At 64.4% G+C, this 19,296-nt stretch carries 17 protein-coding genes and 1 riboswitch; of the genes, 6 read left to right on the forward strand and 11 right to left on the reverse strand.

What is annotated here, in order from left to right; all coding sequences use genetic code 11:
- Positions 1-69: 69 nt before the first annotated feature.
- The 4 genes from F8A90_RS06145 to F8A90_RS06160 all read right to left on the reverse strand — a co-directional run bounded on the left by F8A90_RS06145 (position 70) and on the right by F8A90_RS06160 (position 3,832).
- Complete coding sequence (locus tag F8A90_RS06145; RefSeq protein WP_200019398.1) at positions 70-621, reverse strand: phosphatase PAP2 family protein; 552 nt, start codon at positions 619-621, stop codon at positions 70-72.
- Positions 593-1,750, reverse strand: a complete 1,158-nt coding sequence (locus F8A90_RS06150) for a glycosyltransferase family 4 protein (RefSeq protein ID WP_200019399.1) — start codon at positions 1,748-1,750, stop codon at positions 593-595. Before F8A90_RS06150 ends, F8A90_RS06145 begins: the two co-directional genes overlap by 29 nt.
- 236 nt (positions 1,751-1,986) lie before the next feature.
- On the reverse strand, positions 1,987-2,940 hold the full coding sequence (locus F8A90_RS06155) for a LysM peptidoglycan-binding domain-containing protein (protein WP_200019400.1): 954 nt from the start codon (positions 2,938-2,940) through the stop codon (positions 1,987-1,989).
- The gene (locus F8A90_RS06160; RefSeq protein WP_166019535.1) at positions 2,930-3,832 is read right to left on the reverse strand and encodes an acyltransferase; all 903 of its coding nucleotides are present in this window, start codon (positions 3,830-3,832) and stop codon (positions 2,930-2,932) included. Before F8A90_RS06160 ends, F8A90_RS06155 begins: the two co-directional genes overlap by 11 nt.
- Before the next feature lie 271 nt (positions 3,833-4,103).
- Between F8A90_RS06160 and nhaD the strand changes: the two genes are divergently transcribed.
- Positions 4,104-5,393 carry a sodium:proton antiporter NhaD gene (nhaD, locus tag F8A90_RS06165; protein ID WP_166019536.1) on the forward strand — a complete coding sequence of 430 codons (1,290 nt, stop codon included), beginning with the start codon at positions 4,104-4,106 and terminating at the stop codon, positions 5,391-5,393.
- A gap of 490 nt (positions 5,394-5,883) precedes the next feature.
- On the opposite strand, the gene F8A90_RS06170 is transcribed toward nhaD, so the two are convergent.
- On the reverse strand, positions 5,884-6,666 hold the full coding sequence (locus tag F8A90_RS06170; RefSeq protein ID WP_043335032.1) for a DUF1338 family protein: 783 nt from the start codon (positions 6,664-6,666) through the stop codon (positions 5,884-5,886).
- A gap of 116 nt (positions 6,667-6,782) precedes the next feature.
- Here F8A90_RS06170 and F8A90_RS06175 point away from each other — a divergent pair, with 116 nt between their 5' ends.
- Positions 6,783-7,682, forward strand: a complete 900-nt coding sequence (locus F8A90_RS06175) for a DMT family transporter (RefSeq protein ID WP_200019401.1) — start codon at positions 6,783-6,785, stop codon at positions 7,680-7,682.
- A 148-nt stretch (positions 7,683-7,830) separates the two neighbouring features.
- On the opposite strand, the gene F8A90_RS06180 is transcribed toward F8A90_RS06175, so the two are convergent.
- From F8A90_RS06180 to F8A90_RS06190, 3 genes are all read right to left on the reverse strand, one after another.
- Entirely contained in the window at positions 7,831-9,588 is a 1,758-nt protein-coding gene (locus tag F8A90_RS06180; RefSeq protein ID WP_200019402.1) for a monovalent cation:proton antiporter-2 (CPA2) family protein, read from the reverse strand.
- Positions 9,589-9,802: 214 nt separating this feature from the next.
- Positions 9,803-10,069: a GrxA family glutaredoxin gene (locus tag F8A90_RS06185; protein WP_043335038.1), complete on the reverse strand. Its 267-nt coding sequence runs from the start codon at positions 10,067-10,069 to the stop codon at positions 9,803-9,805.
- Positions 10,070-10,246: 177 nt separating this feature from the next.
- On the reverse strand, positions 10,247-11,299 hold the full coding sequence (locus F8A90_RS06190; protein WP_233593462.1) for a YeiH family protein: 1,053 nt from the start codon (positions 11,297-11,299) through the stop codon (positions 10,247-10,249).
- 204 nt (positions 11,300-11,503) lie between these two features.
- Here F8A90_RS06190 and F8A90_RS06195 point away from each other — a divergent pair, with 204 nt between their 5' ends.
- The 3 genes from F8A90_RS06195 (at position 11,504) to F8A90_RS06205 (ending at position 14,655) form a co-directional block, all read left to right on the forward strand.
- Positions 11,504-12,412 (forward strand): LysR substrate-binding domain-containing protein, encoded by a 909-nt coding sequence (locus tag F8A90_RS06195; RefSeq protein ID WP_200019403.1) that lies wholly within the window; start codon positions 11,504-11,506, stop codon positions 12,410-12,412.
- A 153-nt stretch (positions 12,413-12,565) separates the two neighbouring features.
- Positions 12,566-13,390, forward strand: a complete 825-nt coding sequence (locus F8A90_RS06200) for an alpha/beta fold hydrolase (RefSeq protein ID WP_325096943.1) — start codon at positions 12,566-12,568, stop codon at positions 13,388-13,390.
- Positions 13,387-14,655, forward strand: a complete 1,269-nt coding sequence (locus F8A90_RS06205; RefSeq protein ID WP_200019405.1) for an MFS transporter — start codon at positions 13,387-13,389, stop codon at positions 14,653-14,655. The genes F8A90_RS06200 and F8A90_RS06205 overlap by 4 nt, the downstream gene beginning before the upstream one ends.
- A gap of 182 nt (positions 14,656-14,837) precedes the next feature.
- Here F8A90_RS06205 and F8A90_RS06210 read toward each other — a convergent pair whose 3' ends face one another.
- The 3 genes from F8A90_RS06210 to F8A90_RS06220 all read right to left on the reverse strand — a co-directional run bounded on the left by F8A90_RS06210 (position 14,838) and on the right by F8A90_RS06220 (position 17,862).
- Positions 14,838-16,142 carry an ABC transporter substrate-binding protein gene (locus F8A90_RS06210; RefSeq protein WP_233593463.1) on the reverse strand — a complete coding sequence of 435 codons (1,305 nt, stop codon included), beginning with the start codon at positions 16,140-16,142 and terminating at the stop codon, positions 14,838-14,840.
- 203 nt (positions 16,143-16,345) lie between these two features.
- Positions 16,346-17,113 carry an ABC transporter permease gene (locus F8A90_RS06215; protein WP_043335042.1) on the reverse strand — a complete coding sequence of 256 codons (768 nt, stop codon included), beginning with the start codon at positions 17,111-17,113 and terminating at the stop codon, positions 16,346-16,348.
- Positions 17,110-17,862: an ABC transporter ATP-binding protein gene (locus tag F8A90_RS06220; protein ID WP_200019406.1), complete on the reverse strand. Its 753-nt coding sequence runs from the start codon at positions 17,860-17,862 to the stop codon at positions 17,110-17,112. Before F8A90_RS06220 ends, F8A90_RS06215 begins: the two co-directional genes overlap by 4 nt.
- Positions 17,863-17,920: 58 nt before the next feature.
- Positions 17,921-18,034, reverse strand: a riboswitch (TPP riboswitch).
- Positions 18,035-18,198: 164 nt separating this feature from the next.
- On the opposite strand from F8A90_RS06220, the gene F8A90_RS06225 reads away from it, so the two are divergent.
- The gene (locus F8A90_RS06225) at positions 18,199-19,164 is read left to right on the forward strand and encodes a hypothetical protein (RefSeq protein ID WP_200019407.1); all 966 of its coding nucleotides are present in this window, start codon (positions 18,199-18,201) and stop codon (positions 19,162-19,164) included.
- The last annotated feature ends 132 nt before the right edge of the window (positions 19,165-19,296 follow it).

Here is a 19,296-nt window from a genome sequence, read left to right on the forward strand (position 1 = left end):
AGCCGCGTCAGGTTGGGCAAGTGGCTCTCGATTCGCGCCGACCCCGGGCTGACGCATGCCTCACAGGCGTCAGGTCGTGAGCAGCGCCTCGAAGGTCAGAATGGCCACCTCGGCAAGGCCCAGCCCCAGCAGCGCCCCGGCCAGTACATCACTGACGTAATGCAGGCCGAGGATCACCCGGGAAAGTGCGATCAGCAGCGCCAGTGGCGTGACGAGGATGGCAAGCTCCGGCAGCTGTTGAGTGGTCAGGCTGGCGAACAGGGCAGCATGCAGGGTGTGACCGCTGGGAAAGCTGTAACGGTCCAGCGGCGGCATGGTGCAGTTGATGGTGTTGAAGGTGATGAACGGACGTTCCCGACACAGTCGCGTCTTGAGCGCCCGGTAGAGCAGTGCCCCGGCGCCGGCCGCGAGGCCAAATTCCAGAAATAGCCAGCCGCCCATGGCGTGATGCAGCGGCAGGCTCAGTGTCAGCAGCACCCATATCGGCCAGTCGCCCAGGCGCGAGACGATACGAAACAAGGTGAGTATCGGTCGGAACAGCGCCAGGCGCGCGACCTGGCGACACAGGCGCCACTCCAGAAGATCCAGTCGCTCAAAGACGGGAAGGCTGCGATCGTGCATCGGGCTTCTCCTCGGCGTGACGCAGGCAGGTCAGAAAGCCCTCGGCGATGCGGCTCCAGCCCAATGGTTCGACGCGCACGCGGGCGGCGCGTCCCAGTCTGGCGATGCGGGCCGGCCGCTGGCAGGCCTCCACCGCCTGTTCAATGAAGCGCTCCGGCTGACTGCAGGGCGCCAGCAGGCCCTGGTGATCATCGCGGATCACCTCGGCGGCCGCCGCGTAATCGAAGGCGATCACGGCCAGTCCGCTGGCCATGGCTTCCAGCACCACGTTGCCGAAGGTCTCCGACAGTGACGGGAAGACGAACAGGTCGGCACTGGCGTAATGGGTGGCCAGCGCTTCACCGGTCTGGAAGCCGGCGAAGATCGCCTCGGGCAGACGCTGTTCCAGGCGCTCGCGCAGTGGGCCGTCTCCCACCAGCACCAGGGCAAGGTCTGGCTGCACGGCCAGCATGGCCTCATAGGTGCGGATCAGCAGCTCGATGTTCTTCTCGGCGGCCAGGCGTCCTACATGCAGTGCGACGGGTTGCTGTGAGCTGACGCCCCATGACTTGCGCAATGCGTCGCTGCGATGACTGGGCGAGAAGCGCTGGCAGTCCAGGCCGCGTCCCACCACCTGAACATGCTCGAAACCTTGCTGCATCAGGCTGTCTGCCTGGGTGCGCGTCGGTACCAGCGTCATGTTGGCGGCATTGTGGAAGCGGCGCAGGCCGCGCCGCACCAGCGGGCGAAGCGCCTTGAGCCGGTAATGGGTGCTGTATTGATCGAAATTGGTATGAAAGCCCGCGACCACCGGCAGGTCCAGACGGCGGGCGACCATCAGTGCGCTGATGCCCAGCGGGCCTTCGGTGGCGATATAGACCACGGAAGGGCGATGCTCGCGCCACATGCGCATCAGACGCTGCGGCGCCGGCACGCCGACCTGCACGGTGTCATATCCGGGCAGGCGGAAGCCGCGTACCTGAAGCTCCTGCTGGACGCGCGGTTCCAGGCTGCCATCTCGGGTGGCGGGACGAATGAGTTGGAGCTCACAGCCGCGTGCGATGAGTTGATCGCACAGATGACTCAAGGTATGAGCCACGCCATTGATCTCCGGGTGCCAGGTTTCACTGACGAAGGCAATGCGCTCCATGACGTCTCCCTAGATGACTATTGTGGTCATTATCGAGAGAGGGAGTGACGGCGGCATAACAAGCAGGTGACGAAGCGATGACACACCTTCAGCCCCTCACAGTTCAAAGGTATGAGGGTTGTCTCATGAATCGTCAAGCAAGGACGACAGTCACCGGCGTGGCACCGGCGCTGTCGTCATCTGGCGGATATTGGCGGAGGTGCCATGTCGGGCTGGCGCCGTGAAGCAACGCTGCTTCAGCGTTTCTCGAGAATCTCGCGCGGGTCGATCGGCTTGCCCCCGTGGCGCACGTCGAACAGCAATTCATGTTGACCGTCGTTGCCGCGTGCGACGCGACAAAGCGGCGTGCCCGGAGTGACCTGCTGACCCACCTTGACCAGGATCTCGCCGCACTGGGCCAGCACGCTCTGCAGGTTGCCGGAGTGGTGCAGGATGACCACGTTGCCCAGTTGGCGCATGGAGTCGGCGAAGCGCACTTCGCCCCGCGCCGGAGCGCTGGCGATGCCGCTGGCGGCGGTACGAATCTGCATGGGCGCCAGCTGGCCATTGCCGTTGGTGCCGAATTCACGCGTCACGCTGCCGGCGGCAGGCCAGCGCCATGATTGGCTCGGCTTCTGCAGCGGGCCGGGGTCCGGGCGTGCGACCAGGCTGCCACCGCTGGCGCGAGCGGCCGGGGCGCTGCGGCTCGGGCCACCGTTGAGCGGCACCGAGATCAGCATGCCGACATCCAGATCATTGGGGTCCTTGCCGGGATTGGCGGCCTGAATGCGCTGCGGGCTGGCACCGAAATAGCGGCCAACCTTGGAGTAGGTATCGCCGGGGCGCAGCTGATAGCGATACGGGCCGCCTGAGGGGGCTCGCTCACGCGCAGTGGGCACCAGGATGCGCTGACCGACCTTGAGGTCACGAATCTTGACGCCCGGATTGAAGCGCGTGAGACGCAGCAGGGGAATGTCGGCATCGCGCGCGATCTGCCCCAGGGTATCGCCCTTCTGGATGGTGACCCACTGTCCGGCCGGTGAGCCGGAATAGCTGCCCGTCGCGCAGCCGCTCAGCCACAGGCCGAGGCAGAGCAGCGCCAGCCAGCGCAGCACGAGGCCGACCCGCTGCAGAAGTGGACGGTTCACGTCAGGTCCGGCCTGCGCTCGTGCCGTGAAGCCCGCGGCATTCAGGCCGTATTCAGTGTTCATCAATGTCATTCCCTGCACGTGACAGTCGGGCATCCTTGTCCTTCCAGACCTGATTGAGCCATTGCTGGAAGCGCTCGCGATAGGCGGCGTCCGCATGATAGTTGCCGTCGAGCATCCAGGGCTCCAGCGGCCGCTGAGTGATGACGAGCGTGATGTCGCCCCCGTGACCGCACAGGAACTGCCAGAAACTGGCATCGGCATGCCGGTAATCGAGGGTGGCGTCCAGAATACCGGAAAGTCGATCGCCAAGCGTGTTGATCACCTGGGCACTGCCGCCGGCACGCGGCTTGAGCAGGTGTTGGAAAGGGCTCTGCTGCTGGCGGTGCTTGGCGGGCGTGAAGCGAGTGCCTTCCACGAAGTTGAAGATCGCCATCGGTGCCTGTCGCGAGCGCTCACACATTCGTCGCGTCGCTTCGCGATCACGTTCGGCGAGTCGCGGATTGCTGGCCAGTTTCTGCTGGCTGTAACGGCGCATGAACGGGAACTCCAATGCCCACCAGGCAAGGCCGATCACCGGCACCCAGATGAGCTCCTGCTTGAGGAAGAACTTGGGCATCGGCGTGCGGCGATGCAGGGCGTACTGGAGAACGAAGATGTCAGTCCAGCTGCGGTGATTGGCGATCACCAGCCACCAGCGACGCCGGGCAGATCCATCGCGCAGCGATGGCGGCACGTGGATGTCCCAGCGCGGACGCAGCACATGGCGAATCCACAGGTTGTTGGTGCCGATCCAGCCCATGGCGAGACGGTTGAGCCCCTCCAGCATGTACAACTGCAGGCGACGCGATGGCGTGATCAGCTTGAGTGCTGCCAGCAGGTATAGCGGCAGCGCCCAGCACAGGGTATTGATGATCAGAAAGACAAGGCTGATGACACCTCTGATACTCGACATGCATGACTCCTTCATCAGGTGGCGCCATCGTAATTCACCCAGGAGTGGAAGCCCACCCCGCTTGCGTGAGGGATGGCAACCCTGCGTTGCACGAAGCGAACGCCCCTCAGGTCGAATGGCGGGGCGCACGCAGCTGTGATGAGATGCATCGCCGGTCATGTGACGGGTCGGTGCAAGGGAAAGGTCGTGGCAGGACTCACGCTCAAGTCACGCCTGGCACCGTCAATCATCGCCGCCGCTGCGCGGCGATATCTCAGGGAGTGAGAGTGGCATGTGGTTGCAGGGACTGTTGATCGGGCTGGCGCTGGCCGCCTTCGTGTTGATTGCCATCGAGGATGTGATCCATCTCAACAAGGCCAAGACGACCTTGTTGCTGGGCACCTTCAGCTGGTTGCTGCTGTTCATCTTCGGCCCCGCGGCCCTGGCGGTGGATGATGTCACCGAGGCCTTGAACGAGAACCTGCTCGAGATCGCTACCTTGTGGCTGTTTCTGATGGCGGCGATGACCTTCGTGGCCTTCCTCAATGCCAAGGGGCTGATCGCCAATCTGATCTACCGCCTGCTGCCGAAGCGTATCGGGGAGCGCGGCCTGCTGTACCTGACGGGGCTGTTTGCCTTCGCCTTCTCATCGCTGGCCGACAACATTACCGCGACGCTGGTATCGCTGACCCTGGTGCTGTCGCTGGGCCTGGCGCCGAAGAAGACGCTGCGCTTTGCGGTGCTGGCGGTATTTGCCGTCAATTCCGGCGGCGTGGCGCTGATCACCGGGGATGTGACCACGCTGATGATCTTCCTGGCGGGCAAGGTGCGCATCAGTGAGTTGATGCTGCTGGCGCTACCGTCCTTCCTCAGCGTGATGCTGCTGGCGACGCTGCTGCTGCCCGGGCTGGGAGGTGAGGTGAATCTGGTGCGCGAGCCGCGCGAGACCCGGCGTCTTGATCGTCTCATCGCCTGGCTGTTTCTGGCCACCATCCTGTCGACCCTCGGACTCAACGTGCTGTTTGGTGTGCCGCCGCTGCTGACCTTCCTGTTCGGGATGTCGTTGATGTTCCTGCTCGGGCATGTCGCCGAACGGCGCAGCGACAGCGAAGAGCGCCGCATACTTGATTACATTCGTATTATCGAATTCGATACATTGCTATTCTTCCTCGGCATCCTGCTGATGGTCGGGGCGCTCAAGGAAGCGCGTCTGCTGGAAGGCCTGGCACAGCTCTATGCCCTGATGCCGGCGATGCAGGCCAATTATCTGGTCGGGCTGCTCTCTGCGCTGGTGGATAACGTGCCGCTGACTGCCGCAGTGCTCAAGGCGGATGTCAGCATGAACGATGCCGAATGGCTGGCGCTGACCTATGCCGCAGGCGTGGGTGGCTCATTGCTGGTGATTGGCTCCGCCGCCGGGGTGATCGCGCTTTCCAAGGTGCGCGAGGTGAGCTTCATGAGTTATCTGCGCTTCTTCCCGGCGTTGTTGCTGGCCTACAGCGTGGGCTATCTGGGGGCATACTGGCTGGGCGGGCAGATCACGAACACGCCAGTGACATTGGCGCTGTCGTCTCTGGGCTGAAGTGGGGTTGCTGGGTGTGCTCACTACGGCCACAGCCGCTGCGACAGCGGCCGTCTGATGCACTGTCAGATGCACGGCCAGATACGTGGTCGGGAGGGGAATTGGCACTGTTTGCGGTCCACTGATCATTTTTTGATCAATCTGTCTGCGCTCGCCTGATCTCGATGGCGATACCTGGATGTACAGAGATTCTTCACAGCTTTTTCCACAGCTTCTGTTGATAACCTGTCTGCGACGTTAGGTTTAGAGGCTCAGGCACAAGGTGCAGGCGTGGCGGGGGAGAGCGATGGGGGAAAGCGGCGAATCGTGCGGCGATGACATCACGAGATGATGCCATGAAGAGTGATGGCAGGAAGGGGAGCGTGAAGGATGATGTCAAGACGGGGGATGGCTTGAAAGGTCCTGCCATCCTCTGAAGACAAGAGCCCCCTGCGCATGCGCAGGGGGCTGAATGCGACTCATCTCATTGCACAGTGCTGTCAGGAGGCCATCACGCGCTGAGCTGGCACAGCGTATGTTCCGGCAGCAGTTGTTCTGCAGGACGCTGTTTTCCTTCTTGCTGAGTCGTCACCGGTGCCGTCGCCAGCAGGGCGATGCCGCCCAGCACCACCATATGCTCATCACCGTCCGCGAACACCATGCGCTGGGCGTGGGCCGGGTAGTAGTGATACTGCAGCTTGGGATTGATGGGCAGTACCGCATGATGGCGCCCGGTCTGCGGTGCCATGCCGTAGGCCAGCATGCCCTCGCAGACCGCTTCCAGCGTTTCGCCAAGCTCTTCGGCATTGAAGCCGACATGGTGCAGGCGCGGCCCCATCACGGAGAGCCAGGCAGCCAGCGGGTTGGCCTCGAGCAGGCGCTCGAAGGTCGGCCAATCCGGCATGTCCCACGGACGGCAGGGCGCGAGCAGATTCTGTCCCTTGCAGTCATCACGATGACTCTGACTGATCAGGCGCTTGAGCAGGTCGCGGTGCATCGGCGGCAGGCTGTTGGCCTGCAGTTCCGCCAGCATGACGGCAGCGCCACCGTCCGGGGGAAGCAGCAGATCGACCAGCAGGCCGCGGTCGGCCATGGCGTACTGTTTCACGCGGCGATAGCCCTGGTGATACAGGCTGGGGAGTAGTTTCTCGCTTCTGAAAGGCCCCTGATTCAGCGTCAGGAACATCAGATATTCGGGGTTGATGCTGTCTGGCCAGATATCCAGCGCCCCGATGTCGGGATGGCGGTGGACAAAGTCCAGCCATAGCTGCTGTTGGAATTCCTTGCGTTGCATGATGCCTCCTTGAACGGCCCCTATGACCTCAGTGCTGGAGCGATTATAGGTAGTCGTGCAAAGGGGGATTCAACGCCATTATCCGTTTTTTCGCGTTTCTTGATCGGAGAGTAAAAATGCCAGTGCTGGTGGCGTATTGCGTGGTTCTCATGGTGTGGTCGACGACACCGCTGGCCATCTCATGGAGCGCTTCGGGCTGGCTGCCGGCCTGGTCGGCGATGGGTAGAATGTTAATTGCCGCATGCATGGGTTACCCGTTGTTACGCATGATGGGGCTGAAAATGGACCTTTCGCGAGCGGCACTGCGCAGCTACTCGGCAGCCGCTCTGGGTATTTGGGGGGGCATGTACTTCGCCTACCTCTCAGCGGCCTGGTTACCGAGTGGTATCATGTCGTTACTGTTTGGACTGGCACCTTTGCTATCAGGACTTTATGCACGCTGGTGGTTGAAAAGTGCCCCACTTGACAAGTTGCAGTGGATGGGGTTTGCGTTGGCGCTGAGTGGACTGGCCGTCGCGGTCTCGGATTCCCTGGCGTTGCCGCCGGGCAGTTGGAAGGGAGTCCTGACCATGCTGCTGGCCGTCAACTGCTTTGCCGCCTCGGGGGTATTGGTGCAGCGCGAGCGGGCAGGGCTGCATCCGCTGGTGCAGACGGAGGGTGCGCTGCTGGTCTCGCTGCCGCTCTATCTGGTGTGTGCGCTGATCGTCGATGGCGTGCCACAGGCCCTGCCGGAGGGGCGACCGATGGCTGCCATCCTCTATCTTGGCATCTTCGGCTCGCTGATCGGCTACCTGTGCTACTACTCCGTGCTGTCGCGTCTGTCGGCCAGTACGGTGGCGCTGGCGACCTTGATCACTCCCATCTTCGCCATGAGCCTGGGCGCGGCGCTCAATGATGAGCTGATCTCCAGCCGCGTGCTCGCCGGGGCCTTGCTGATCGTGATCGGGCTGTGCGCCTATCTATTCGGCCCGCAATGGCAGGCGCGCGTGACGTCCCGCCGCCTGACGCAGGGCTGAGCAGGCCTCGGGCCGCTCGTCTGTTTCTCGGGAAGCGGGTTTTCACGCAAGGTGTTGCCGAGTGCATCAACGACAAGGGCCGCCCCTGCCGGGGCGGCCCTTGTGTCTTTGCCGGCGCGACTGAGCGCTCTGGCGAGTCGTGCAGGCGTCAGTCCTGATTGTTCTGGAACAGACGCTTGAGCTCGACCATGGCGGCTTGCTCGCTGTTGACGAGTGCTTTCTGGTCGTGACGGTGCTCGTAGTTCTGTTTGAGCATGTTGTCATCCATTTCCCGGAATGCACGTGCCACTTCCGCCGCGCGAGCACTGGGATAGCCCATCGCCACCAGCAATTCTCCGCCCATCTCCAGGCTGCTGGCATAGGTATCACGAATCACGTGCTCCACGCCCAGCTCCATCAGCTCCCAGGCGTGGTGGCGGTTACGGGCACGCACGAACAGCTTCAGGTGCGGGAATTGATGGCGCACCATGCGCACGATGCCTGTCGAGGTCTCGGCATCATCGACCGCCACCAGCATGATCCTGGCCTGCTCGGCACCCGCCGCCCGCAGCAATTCGGCGCGGCTGGCATCGGCGTAGAAGATACGCGACCCGAACTGACGCACGAACTCGACCTGGGTGATATTGGGGTCAAGCGCGGTGAAGTTGATGCCCTGGCTCTTGAGCATGCGCGCGCTGATCTGACCGAAGCGGCCGAAGCCGGCGATCACCACCTGCGGCGTCTCCTCACCGAAGTCCTCATCATAGGGACGCTTGGCTTCGCTGGTGGCGCCGAGGTGGCGTGCATAGCGATAGAGGAAGGGCGTGGCAGCCATCGACAGGGTCACCGCACTGATCACCAGGCTGGTCAGGGTCTGATCGAAGATGCCGGCGGCCATGCCGGCGGTCAGCAGCACGAAGTCGAACTCCCCGCCCTGTGACAGGACCGCAGCCAGCGGCAGGGCCTCGGCCATCTTGAGGCGTGCGACGCGTCCGACCAGCGTGATGACGATGACCTTGCCGAACATCAGCGCCAGCGTCAGCGCCAGGACGGTCAGCGGACGCTCCATCACCAGTGACACGTCGACCGACATGCCCACGGCCATGAAGAACAGCCCCAGCAGCAGTCCCTTGAAGGGCTCGATGTTGGCTTCCAGCTCGTGACGGTAGACGGTATCAGCCAGCAGCACCCCGGCCAGGAAGGCGCCCAGGGCCATGGACAGGCCCACCCACTCCATCAGCAGTGCCGTGCTGATCACCACGAACAAGGCCGCGGCGGTGAAGATCTCGTGGATCTCGCTGCGCGCGACCATCTTGAGCAGGCGCGGCACGACAAAGCGGCCGACGATGATGACCGCCGCGATCATGCCGACGCCCTTGGCGATGCCGATCCAGTTGGTGCCGGTGGAGGCATCGAAGTTGTCGGCGAACAGCGGCATCAGGGCCAGCAGCGGGATCACCGCCAGGTCCTGGAAAAGCAGGATGGCGAAGGTCGACTGGCCGTGCGGCGTCGCCAGCTGCTGATTCTCGCTCAACACCTGCAGCGCGAAGGCGGTCGATGACAGGGCTAGAATCAGGCCCAGCAACACGGCGGCGGGCAATTCCAGCCCCAGCCACAGGCCGACAGGAGTGAGCAAGGCACCGCACAGCAGCATCTGGGCACTGCCCAGGCCCGCAAGCTTGAGACGCATGTCCCACAGGCGCTTGGGCTCCAGTTCGAGTCCGATCATGAACAACAGCATGACGACCCCGAATTCAGCGAAGTGCAGCACTTCGCCAGGCTCCGAGATGAAGCCGATCAACGACGGACCCAGCAGTACCCCGATGGCCAGATAGCCCAGGATGGAGCCCAGGCCCAGACGCTGGAAAAGTGGCACGGCAACCACCGCGCATCCCAGCAGCACGGCGCCTTCCATCAACATGTTCATGTGCGTGTCCTTGTGCATACACGGGCGGAGAAGGCAGCGATTGTCGCTGCCCCCTCCTTTTGTCGCAAGCGGCAAGGTGTGCAAGGCGCGACCTTGTGCTCACCGTGGTGCTGCAAGTAAGAGTCGTGATCAGGGGTGAAAGGCGGCGTTGCAGACACAAAAAAGCCCCCGCCAATGGCGAGGGCTTCAGCAGTGAAGCGGCTGATGGCAGCGATCAGGCCTGCGGCATCAGAGCTTCGTCCTGCACGTACTGGTTGAACTCGGTAAAGCCACCGATGTGGGTCTGATCGACGAAGATCTGCGGCACGGTCTCGACCGGCTTGCCGATGGTCTTTTCCATGTCGGCCTTGCTGATGCCTTCGGCATGGATGTCGATGTAGCGGAAGTCGAAATCATCGCGCTTGGCGGTGAGCTCTTCCGCGAGGTCCTTGGCACGGACACAGAAAGGGCAACCCGGACGACCGAAAATGACTGCAAGCATGAGACTCTCCTGAGGTTCGTGACTCTCGTTCAGCCCGTACTGGGTGGGCCGAGAAAATGGCGCCGGCACTGCCGGTGAGTAATGAATGACCGCCATTGTGCTTGAGCCTGCCCGGGTTTGCCAATTGAGCCGTACTACCAAAGTCATTGGGGCAATCAATCACTGCCGTGCTGAGGACTAGCCCATCAGCAGCAGATTGGCGCCAAAGCCACCGACGATCAACAGCGTGAACAGGATCAGCGCGAGCAGGAAAGGCTTCATGCCCAGTGAGCGCAGACGATCGATGCGAGTCTCGACGCCCAGGCCCGCCATGGCCATGGTCAGCGCCACGCTGCCGAGAGTAGAGAGGCTTGAGTGCACTGCCGCCGGGATCGCGCCGGTGCTGTTGATGCCGGCCATGGCGATGAAGCCCAGCGCGAACCACGGAATCGTCATGCTGCCGCCGGTTTCGCGGTCATCGCCCTCGGTGCGGGCACGCATGGCCCACAGCTTCGGCAGCAGCAGCAGGAAGGGTACCAGCATCATCACGCGCATCAACTTGACGATCAGCGCATTGGCCAGGGCGTCCGGGCCGACCGCTTCACCGGCGGCCACGACCTGAGCGACCTCGTGGATGGTGGAACCGATATAGATGCCGAACAGGCCCTCATGCATGCCGCTCAGCGGATAGAGCAGCGGGTAGACCAGCATCGCCAGCGAGCCGAACAGCACCACCGTGGCAACGGCCATGGCGGTGGCCGCCGGGCGTGCCTTGATCATCGATTCGGTCGCCAGTACCGCCGCGGCGCCACAGATGGCGGACCCGGCACTGGTCAGCAGTGCGGTATCGCGGTCCAGCCCCAGCCAGCGCGTGCCGATGAAGTAGCCGCTGCTCAGCACTGCGGTGATCACCAGCACATCGAGGAAGACGACGCTCCAGCCCAGGCCGAGAATCTGCTGCAGGGTGATGGATAGGCCGAACAGGATGATGCCGAGACGCAGCAGCTTCTTGGTCGCGATATGCAGCCCTGGGGAGAGCGCTGCAGCGTGCCGGCTGGTGATTGGCAGGTTGCCGACCACGATACCGCATAGCAGGGCGAAGACCAGCGGGCTGATGCCGGTGGAGGCCAGTGCCGGAATGGAATGCAGTGCCAGGCCCACCAGGGTCAGGCCGCCACACAGGGCGAGGCCCGGCAACATGCGGCGCAAGCGCTCGGCAGTGGCGGGGGGAGTCAGGGTCTGTGCGTCCATGAGCATTCTCCTTGTGGAAAGCGGCCGGAACATGGCCTGTCTTGTTATGGGGCGTGCGCTGGCGTGTGGTGCACGGCTGTCATCGGCAAGGGCGCTTGGGCTTGCATCGCTCGCTTAGTGCCTCTGGTTTGATGATTAGTCTATTCGGGAATATTATTTGGCAGTTAGTCGATTATTCTTTTATTACATACCGGAAAAACCGATATGCAGATCCACATCACGCTGCGCCAGTTGCAAGTGTTCGTGGCGGTGACCCGTCATGGCTCCGTCAGTGCCGCGGCGCGCGAGATCGGCCTGTCGCAATCGGCGGCGAGTCAGGGGCTATCCGAGCTTGAGCGTCATCTCGAGGTGCAGCTGTTCGAGCGTCTCGGTCGCCGCCTGGCCCTGAACGCCAATGGCCGCCGCCTGTTGGCGCGCGCCGAGCAATTGCTGGAGCAGACCCATGCGCTGGAGCTGGAGGCGCGTGAGCCCGGCGTGGTGGATGGCAACCTGCGTGGCGAGCTGGAAATCGCCGCCAGCGCCACCATCGGCACCTGGTTGCTGCCGGGGCTGGCGGGGGCCTTCATGCGCGAACATCCGGGTACCGAGCTCAATCTGCGCCTGCGCAATACCCATCAGGTGGTGGAGGCGGTGCTCAACTATGACGCCGAGCTCGGCTTGATCGAGGGCGACTGCCATGCGCCGCGCCTGATGAGCCAGACCTGGCGCGAGGATGAGCTGGTAGTGGTGGCGCCGCCGAGCCATCCGCTGGCCGTGCGCGGCATGGCGCTCAGCGATGAGGACCTCGCCGCGGCCGACTGGATTCTGCGCGAAGGTGGCTCGGGCACGCGGGCGGTCTTCGAGCGTGCACTGCACGGGCGGATCGAGCGCCTCAAGGTACGCATGGAGCTGGGCCAGCACGAGGCCATCAAGCAGGCCGTGTTCGCCGGGCTGGGGCTGGGATGTCTGTCGAGCCTGTCGGTGGCGGCCGAGATCGCGCGTGGTGAGCTGGTGGTGCTGGCCACGCCCCAGCTCAACCTGAAGCGGCGCTTCTCGATGCTGTGGCATCCGGAGCGTTACCGCAGCCCGCTGTGGCAGGCGGTCAAGGTCTATCTGGAAGCCAGCCCGCGCTGAGCCGTCGAGGACGGAGCCGCCACGCGCTTGATAGTTTGCTAACATAGGCGCTCCCCGCGAGCCGGCTGCCGCCGAGCCACGCCGCCGAGCCTGAGCTAGTGCGCCTGAGCTGCGGGGAGCGTAACGGTCTGTCTAGCGTCCATGGAGATGATGATGAGCACAACGGTCGAGCTTTATTACCACGAGAGTGATGCTCGTGAGGGCGCCGAGGAACAGACAACGAGCCAGCAGGATGCGACGCCACTGGTCATTCTTCACGGCCTGTTCGGCAGTGCCGACAACTGGCGTTCGCATATCAAGTCCTGGTCGTTGACGCGCCGCGTGATCGCGGTGGATCTGCGCAACCACGGCCGCAGCCCCCACGCGGCCGGCATGAGCTATCCCGAGCAGGCCGCGGATGTCATCGCGCTGCTCGACCGCCTCGCCATCGAGCGCTGTGACCTGCTGGGCCACTCCATGGGGGGCAAGGTCGCCATGCAGGTCGCGCTCGAGGCGCCCGAGCGTCTGCGCAGTCTGCTGGTCGCCGATATCGCGCCGGTCGCCTATGGCCACGGGCATGACGATATCTTTGCTGCCTTCGAGGCGGTGCGTGACGCACGTCCGGCCTCACGCAAGGAGGCTGACACGGTGATGGCGCAGCATGTCGATACCCCGGCCATCCGCCAGTTCCTCGCCACCAACCTGGTGCGTCTCGACGACGGCGCCATGGGCTGGCGCGTCGGGCTGGACCATATCGCGGCGGGCTACCCACAGATCGTCGAGGCGCCGCACGGCCAGGGGCCGGTCGAGCTGCCGGCATTGCTGCTGTGGGGCTCGCGCTCCAACTACGTGCAGGCCGAGGGACTGGCGACGATGCGTGAACACTTCCCTGCGCTGGAAGATGACTCCCTGGAGGCCGGCCATTGGTTGCACGCCGAGCGTGCCAGCGAGTTCCAGCAGGCGGTGGTGGCGTTCCTTGAACGCGTCGCACGCGCTTGAGTACGTCGAGCAGTCACTCCGAAAATCGTCAGCCGGCCGCGAGTGATCGGGTCATCCCGCCGGTGACTACCCACGAGCGCCTGGTGGTGGCATTGGTCACTCTGCTGCAGTTCGCCGTCATCATGGGCTTCACCATGGTGATGGCGCTGGGCCCTGACTTTGCCACCTCGCTGGGCATTCCGCTGGATCACCTCGGCTATATCGTCGGCAGTTATCCGCTGGCCGCCGCGGTCGGCACTCTGCTGTGGACGCGACACGCTGATCGCTTCGATCGCCGCTGGGCAGTGCTGGGCTTCCTGTTCGGCGCGGCGCTCTGCCACCTGATCGCCAGCTTCGCCACTGACTTCGAGACTCTGCTGGCGGCGCGCATGCTGGGCGGACTGTTCGGTGGGCCGGCGGCGGCGACGGCGCTGGCCATCGTGATCGACGTGGTGCCGGGAGTCCGCCGGGGGCGTGCCATGGGCCTGGTGATGGGCGCCTTTTCGGTGGCCTCGGTGCTGGGGTTGCCGTTTGCGCTGTGGCTGTCGCAGGGCTTTGGCTGGCAGGCTCCCTTTCGCGCCGTGGCGCTGTTGGCGCTGCTGGTGTGCGGGCTGCTGGCCTGGATACTGCCGCCTATCCGCGGCCATCTCGATAACCCCGAGACCCGCCTGCGTAGCCGCAAGGGCACCACGATCCTGAACATCCTGGCCCAGCCCGATCACCGCCTGGGGTTGGCGCTGATCGCCACGGCGATGTTCAGCAACTTCCTGGTGATTCCCAACCTGGCAAGCTATCTGCTGTTCAATCTGGGCCTGCCGCGCGAGGATCTCGGCGGGCTCTACATGATTGGCGGCGGGCTGTCGCTGGTCGGCATGCAGCTGACGGGACGGCTGTGTGATCGCTATGGCTGTGTCTGGCCGGGCACCATCACCTGCCTGGTGACGGCGCTGGTCGGCTGGGCCTTCCTGCTGCATTCGCCGGGGCCGTCGCTGATCTGGATCGGCTTCGGCGCCTACATGCTGTTCTCGTCGGCGCGGCGTGTGACCCAGAATACGCTCAACAGCTTCATTCCCGCCGACCACGAGCGGGCGGCCTTCACCAGCACCCAGAGTGCCGTGCAGCATCTGAGTTCTGCCGCCGGCAGCTATGTGGGTGCCGGGCTGCTGGTCAGCACGCCCAGCGGCGCACTGGAAGGCATGCCGCTGCTGGTCGCGGTGCTGATGATCGCGCTGGTGATCCAGCCGCTGCAGATCCTGTGGTTGTCGCGTCGCCTGGCACGCCGCTAGCGCTGGTGGAATAGGCACAGGACGACGAGAGTGAGCGGTAAAGACAGAGCTCTGGAAGCAGAGAGCAAGTTGATCAAGTCGGCCAGAAACCAGAACGCCCCTGTCGGAATCTCCGACAGGGGCGTTCTGCATGGAAGGCACTCAAACGCTCAGCGCTTCAATGGCGCTGGGCGCTCAACGCCTCAGGGCGCGTTGACGTCGACGGCCAGGTGGCTGAGCGACTGGCGCTTCTTGATCATGCCACGCTCGAACAGGAAGTTCTCGAAGTCACGGTAGCGGCCGGCATCCAGCGCGGCAGGACGCAGCGCGAAGCGCGGCAGGGTGGCGTACCAGGCTTCCTTGTTGAGCTCGGTGTCCAGGGCCGGGTCGGAATCGCGGAACATCTCCCAGCCCTGGTCCGGGTGGTTGATGATCCAGGCAGTGGCTTCGCCGACGGCAGCGAGGAAGCCGGCGTACTGTGCCTGCTTGCGCTCGTAGCTGTCGCTGTTGGCGACGAAGATCAGCTCGTCATAGGTCGGCACGCCTTCTTCCTCGATGTAGAAGGCGCGGCCCTTGACGCCTTCCTGGGCCATCTGGGCCAGCTCGAAGTTGCGGAAGGCACCGGTGACGGCATCGACCTTGCGCGTCAGCAGTGACGGCGTCAGCGAGAAGTTGACGTTGGTCAGCGTGATGTCATCCAGCGTCAGACCGCTGTACTGCAGCATGGTGGAGAGCAGCACTTCCTCGACGCCGCCGACCGAGTAGCCGACCCGCTTGCCCTTGAGATCGGCGATCGACTGGATGTCGCTGTCGGCGCGCACGACCACCACATTCAGCGGGGTGGCGACCAGGGTACCGATACGTACCAGCGGCAGGCCCTGGTCGATCTGAAGGTGCAGCTGTGGCTGATAGCTGATGGCGATGTCGACGCGCTCGGCGGCAGCCAGCTTGGGTGGCACGCTCGGGTCGGCAGGGGCGATCAGCTCGACATCAAGGCCGTGCTTCTTGAACAGGCCCAGCTCCTGCGCCAGCACCAGCGGGGCATGGCCGGGGTTGGTGTACCAGTCGAGCATGACCTTGAACTGCGTCAGCGGCTGCTCGGCGGTGGCAGTGTCCTTGGTGTTGTCCTCGGCGACGTCCTGCGAGTCAGCTTCAGCGCTCTGTTCCTCGCCGGCGGCTGGCGGGGCATCCGCGACCGGTTCAGCATCGTTCTTGGCCTGTTCGGCGGCGCCGGCGGTCGCTTCCACGGCTTCCTGGCTTGCCACCGGTGCAGACGCGGCTGAGTCGCCGTTCACTCCGACTTCAGCCTGCTGAGCGACGATTTCCGGCGCTGACTGGGGGCTGGTGGCGGGGTCTGCCTCGGCGGCGTGGGCCGATATGGCGGTGACTGGCAGGCTGCTCAGGCACAGCGTGGTCAGCAGGGTGGCGAAGGCGGTGGACAGCAGCGAGGTACGCGGTGAGCGTGTCGGCTGCGCTTTGCGCCGTGGCGCCGATGACGAAAGAGACATGGCGAAGTTCCTTGTGATCACGGGGTAGTGGTGCTGCCGTTCGTGAGCGGCAGTCGTCAGGCTCATGCAATTTGTTCGAGCGCCGAGCGTCGAGCGTCGTTGCGTATTTCGGTAACGCGATCTTGCGGTCATGCGGTCATGCGGTCATGCAGTGTCTATCCGAAGGCCAGTCGTCTTGACCCAGGAGTGTCAGCCCCGGCGTGTCAGCTCAGACGTGTCAGTCGGTCGCGGTGCCAGGGCATCAGGGCACGCAGCAGCGCATCCAGCGAGAAATAGAGCAGCAGGGAGAAGGCGACCAGCACCAGCAGGGCGGCGAACATCAGGTCGATCTCCATGCGTGCGTTGGCGTTGAGCATCAGATAGCCCAGCCCCTGACTGGCGCCGGCCCATTCCCCGATGACGGCGCCGATGGGGGCGGCGGTCGCGGCCATGCGAATGCCGGAGGCCAGTGCCGGCAGTGCGGCTGGCAGCTGGATGTGGATCAGTCGGCGCCATGGGCTGGCACCCAGGGTATGGGCAAGATCCAGCCAGCCCTGTCGGGTCTGGCGCAGGCCGTCGTAGCCGGTGGAGGCGACCGGGAAATAGATGATCAGCGTCGCCATCACCACCTTGGACAGCATGTCATAGCCGAGCCACAGCACCAGCAGCGGCGCGATCGCGAACAGCGGTATCACCTGGCTGATCAGCAGCATCGGCAGCAGCGTGCGGCGCAGGCGGGGAATGAAGGCCAGCGCCAGCGCGGTGGCAAGGCCGAGCAGAATGCCCAGCACCAGCCCGGCCAGTATCTCGCTGATGGTGACGCCAGCGTGATGGGCCAGCAGCGGCGCCTTCTCGATCAGCACCTCGAGCACGGCCTGCGGCGTGGGCAGAATGTAGGGCGGTACGGCGGTAACGGCAATGATCAGCTGCCAAAGCCCCAGCAGGAGCAGCGCGCTGATGACGAGGTGACGCATGGCGTGCAGACGTTTCATGCGGCCTCCTCACTATCACGCAGGCGGGCGATCAGTTGCGCCTGCGCCGGTGGCAGGGCCGGGTCATCCAGCGGCACCGGGCGTGCGGCGCCAAGCCCCGGCAGGCGTTCCAGCTCGGCGCCGTGGCCCGGGAGGCTCGACGGGCGCAGCACCAGCAGTTGATCGGCGAGGCGCAATGCCTCCAGCGGGTCATGGGTCACCATCAGGACGGTGCGGCCCTTGAGCAGGCGGCTGGCCAGATCATGCAGCTCCAGACGGGTGATGGCATCCACCGCCGAGAACGGCTCATCCATCATCACGACCGGCGCCTGCTGGTAGAGCGTGCGGGCGAGGGCGACGCGCTGGCGCTGGCCGCCGGAGAGAGCGTCCGGCCAGGCCTGCTCACGGCCCTCAAGCCCGACCGCGGCCAGAAGTTCATGGGCAAGTTCGCGATTGCGTGGCCGCCGGCGCAGGTCATCGCCCAGCCACAGGTTGTCGATGACGCGCCGCCACGGCAGCAGCAGGTCCTGCTGGGCCATCCAGGCCACGCGGTCGGTCAGCGGCTGACCGTCATCGGTGGCGAGATCGAGCTGGTGGAGGTCTGACATCTCCAGGCCGGCCAGCAGGCGCAGCAGCGAACTCTTGCCGCAGCCGGAGCGCCCCAACAGTGCCGTCCAGCTACCGGCCTCCAGACGCGCGGAAATATCGCGGAACAGCGTGTGGCCGGCGTAATCGATTCGTGCGTTGTTGAGGGTGAGTCCCAGCGACACAGGCAATTCCGTGGTCGGGCGGCGTGCCGGCAGGAGGAAGCAGGTGACGCGCCGTGCAGGGCACGCGTCGGGGATTCCCTCCGCCGGTATCAACCGGATCAGGTTCCAGGGGTTGTCGCGCGACGTATCGCTGCGGCTCTCAGCCCATCCTCGGGCACCCCCATCCAGACCGACAGTGTAACGTCAGTCTCTTGCCGGTGTCTTGTCCGACGCGGGTCAGGGGCCGGCTCAGGTGGGCAGGGCAGTGGCGGCGTGCGAAACGGACTATGCCGATGTGCCACGCCTTGGGTATGCTGAGCATTACTGTAACAAGACGTGTAGCCCAAGGAGATCATCATGCCCGACACACCGGATCTCTCGACCTGTTCCAGTTATCCCGTTCCCCCGCAGCGGCCGAGTACGACTGAGGCCGTGGGCGAGCCGCGTCCCGTACCCAGGGGCTGGCCCGAGGAGTCACTGACCCGACGGCTCTCGACCTATCTGGGCCAACCGCTCGAACCACTGGCTCTTGCCTGGCCGGATAGCGCCAACTGGCTATGGCGCCAGCGTGGCGGCACGCCCGGCCTCATCAAGCTGGCGCGCACCGGGCCAGACCATGATCCCTTCTGGCGCGCCATGCGCGGGGTCTTCGGCGCCGATCGCTGGGCGACCCCGGATGGCCTGACGCGACTGGCGGGCGCCTTGCCCGCGCGCCTGCCGATTCCGCCGCTGCCCCTGACCTTTCTGGGGCGTCTCGATGGCGCGCCCATCTGGCATCTGCCGTGGTCCAGCGGTCAGCCGAGTGATCTCAGTATCACCTTCTGTGAGCTGCTGGGCGATCAGCTCGGTCGCCTGCATCAGGACACGGTGTCGGGTTTCGGTCAGCCGCTGGCGCAGCCGATGCCGCTATTGCACTGGAATACTCGCGTCACGCGCTTTCTCGCCCATCACCCGCGTCGCGCGGAACTCGGCACGCTGCTCAAGCGCACCTTCCCGGCGCCGACCCGCGCGGTGTGGTGTCTGCCGGACATGCGCGCCGATCAATATCTGTGCGCCGCCACCGGCTGGGTGTGGAGCGATTGGGAGGCGCTGGTGTGGGCGCCGATCGAGTTCGACTGGGCGCTGGTGGAGTTGCTGCTGGAAACGCCGGAGCAGCGTCAGGCCTTCATGAAGGGCTATTCGCGTCATGGACGCATGATCGATCTCGATGGCCAGCGTGAGCTGTGTCGTGCGCTGTTGTGGGCGATGGAGGCCTTCGGTCCGCGGTCCTATGCTGAGCTTGCGGCAGCCCCTGCCTGGGTCTCGCCGCGCAGCCTGGCGTGAAATCGGCGTGCTGCACACTGCAAGTACATGAAAGGTGTGAAATTTCTCTGCAGCCCCATCGCTGACATGGAATACTGTGGGTGAGTCGTCATGGACGTCACTCGAGATCTGATGTAGGGCTTGGCGGGGGAG

This window comes from Cobetia sp. cqz5-12 (assembly GCF_016495405.1).
Taxonomy (GTDB): Bacteria; Pseudomonadota; Gammaproteobacteria; order Pseudomonadales; family Halomonadaceae; genus Cobetia.